This window comes from Oliverpabstia sp. (assembly GCF_022785585.1).
Lineage (GTDB): Bacteria > Bacillota > Clostridia > Lachnospirales > Lachnospiraceae > Oliverpabstia > Oliverpabstia intestinalis.
The window spans coordinates 1-2,451 of sequence record NZ_JALFPR010000067.1 but is presented as its reverse complement, the minus strand read 5'-3'; the positions used below and the strand labels follow the sequence as shown (position 1 = coordinate 2,451).

Annotated in this window: 4 protein-coding genes; all 4 read left to right on the top strand. The window is 40.8% G+C overall.

What is annotated here, in order from left to right; all coding sequences use genetic code 11:
* A partial coding sequence (locus MSA64_RS04190) for a hypothetical protein (protein WP_287890697.1) occupies positions 1-509 on the top strand: 509 nt, incomplete at its 5' end.
* A 16-nt stretch (positions 510-525) separates the two neighbouring features.
* Positions 526-1,089 carry a zinc-ribbon domain-containing protein gene (locus MSA64_RS04185; RefSeq protein ID WP_287890695.1) on the top strand — a complete coding sequence of 188 codons (564 nt, stop codon included), beginning with the start codon at positions 526-528 and terminating at the stop codon, positions 1,087-1,089.
* A 39-nt stretch (positions 1,090-1,128) separates the two neighbouring features.
* Positions 1,129-1,740 (top strand): zinc ribbon domain-containing protein, encoded by a 612-nt coding sequence (locus MSA64_RS04180; protein WP_287890693.1) that lies wholly within the window; start codon positions 1,129-1,131, stop codon positions 1,738-1,740.
* Positions 1,730-2,451: zinc ribbon domain-containing protein (locus tag MSA64_RS04175; RefSeq protein WP_287890691.1), on the top strand; the 722-nt coding region annotated here is incomplete at its 3' end. The genes MSA64_RS04180 and MSA64_RS04175, both read left to right, overlap by 11 nt.

Below are 2,451 nucleotides of genomic sequence, written 5' to 3'. Positions count from 1 at the left end.
ATGGTGTGATTGTTCAGGCGATTTTTGATGAAAACAGACAGGTTACGGGCATATCTGCCATAAAGGAAGTAGTAGAAAATACGGACAGTACACAAGCAGATTATGTAGCCGCCTATCAGAATCTGGTAAACGATGTCTATGATACTTATGGCGAGTTCTGTGACTACTCATTGTATGATATAGACAAGAACGGTACACCGGAACTGATCTTATTAGAGGGAACCTGCGAGGCGGACTATTATAACTATGTATATACATATGAAGATGGCAGGGCAGTTTTATTAGACAAATTATTAGGGTCTATGAATTTTTATGGTATGCCGGATCAGAATGGTATGATCGCTGTCAGTGGAAAGCAGGGCTATCAATGTGTTGATCAGATCACAATCTCAGGAGAGAAGCTGGTAGATAATGAACTGTTTCATGGTGAGGTTACAGATGGAGAGTATTACTCAAACGAGTATGAGATTCCATATTATTATGTAAATGATTTATCAGGAATTCAGTAAAAGGGAGGAAAAGAAAATGTTTTGTATCAAATGTGGAAATTCAGTAGAAGAGGATATGCTCTTCTGCGACCGGTGTGGTGCACCACTTAAGGAAGGGGTACAGTCACCGTATGAAAAGGTAAAGGCGGTCAGTCCGGCTGCAGCCGGTAAGTCCGGTATGCCGGCTACACATCCTGCAGCTAAGAAGAAAAAAATAACCGGTGTAATCGGAATCTGCGTAGGTGCTCTGGCGATTATCCTGTTATCTGTGTTTATCTATGCGAATACCGGAGGACGTTCGGAGATCCGTTTTGTAAAAAACAGTTCCCCGTATTTATACCCGGATCAGACTTATGGAGAAGCGTTTGACGACTTTTTTGAAGATCCAAACTGGGATTATTTTCAGTCAGATGATGGAAGAGATGTCGTTGAATTTACCGGAGGATGCTCCTATAGGGGAGAAAACGCAGACATCTACATACAGTTTATCGCGCGTAAGTCAGAGAATTATTGTACGGTTTGCTATGCGTCCGTGAATGGAAACGGTATGTCAGACGATGAAATTTTAAATATGATAGGTTCGGTTTTCGAGCAGGATTAAAAATGAATGTGTATGATATACACGGAAAAGAGGATGAAAATGTTTTGTGAACATTGTGGAAAACAGTTAAGAGAACAGTCAGTTTTTTGCGCGTATTGTGGGATGAAAGTAAACTCAGAGGAAGAGGTTACGATGCAGCCGGCAGGGAATGCAGCAGAACCACAGGTACAGTCGGCAGAGAATACAACAGAACAGGCAGTACAGATGCAGCTAGCAGCGGCAGCATCAGAGCAGGGGACGTCAGCACAGTCAGAAGTATATGTGGCAACAGCAGATGGTGTAGTGCCAAAGGGACAGCAGGAAGAGATGGAAGAAGAACTGCCGGAAGCTCATATTTTGGGAATATGCAGTCATGAGGTCTTTATACAGGTTGTATATAACTGCTTTATCAAAGGCGCATCAAGCGATTTTCTGGAAACTCAATTAAGGAAAAAGGTAAAAGGTGGACTGGTAGTGGATAGAGTTTTAACTACACCAGATGGTAAATATTATATGTATGTACAGGCGAGAATGGGTGTGGATACACGTACTGTTAAGGTTAGAGATCTAACTACGGATCAGGTATGGCGTCATGAATATGTCTTTTTGCGCAAATTTTCAAAGGCAGTTAATAAACTGATTGATAAGGAGGAACATCAGAATGTTTTGTAGGAATTGTGGAAAAGAGATTCCGGATCAGGTAAGGTTTTGTCCGGCATGTGGCTATCAGTTAAAACAGACTTCGGCTACACCACAACAGTCGGTAGAAAATCCGGATCAGTCAATAAGTCAACAGCATGTGTACAATCAGTCACAGGTTACATCACAGACAGTTATGCAACAGCAAGGAATGATAGCACAGCAGACTGTGAATCAGAAGTCTGGAAAAAGGGAAAAGGTAAGAAAAAAATGGAAAACAGAGGCTGGTATTGTAACAATTATTATAGGCGCGTTGCTGATGATTGGCGGAGGTGCTGCTATTGATGTGGGACTATCGATTTTTATTATGGGAACAACAATTGTCTGCTGTGGAATCTATCATTTATTAGATGTGACGGATAAAGTGGATGGTGTGACAAGGATCATTGGTGGAAGTCTGACATTTTTATCGGGTTTCTTTATTACTGATTTTCAAGACTTTATGTTAACAATTATATTTGGTAGTACACTATTTTTTGCTTCTGGTATTATTATTTTAGCATGTAAAAATAAAAAAAACGCAGGCGAAACAGAATTCTGGCTGGGAGCATCTATCCTATTTTTCTTTTCATTCACACATAGTTCATTATCCTCGGAGGTTAGTGCAGTGGATAGACTGGCAGTAGATCTGATTATGACTATGATGGTAATTAATGGCGCTGTGAAATGGAATTTCTGGGCGAG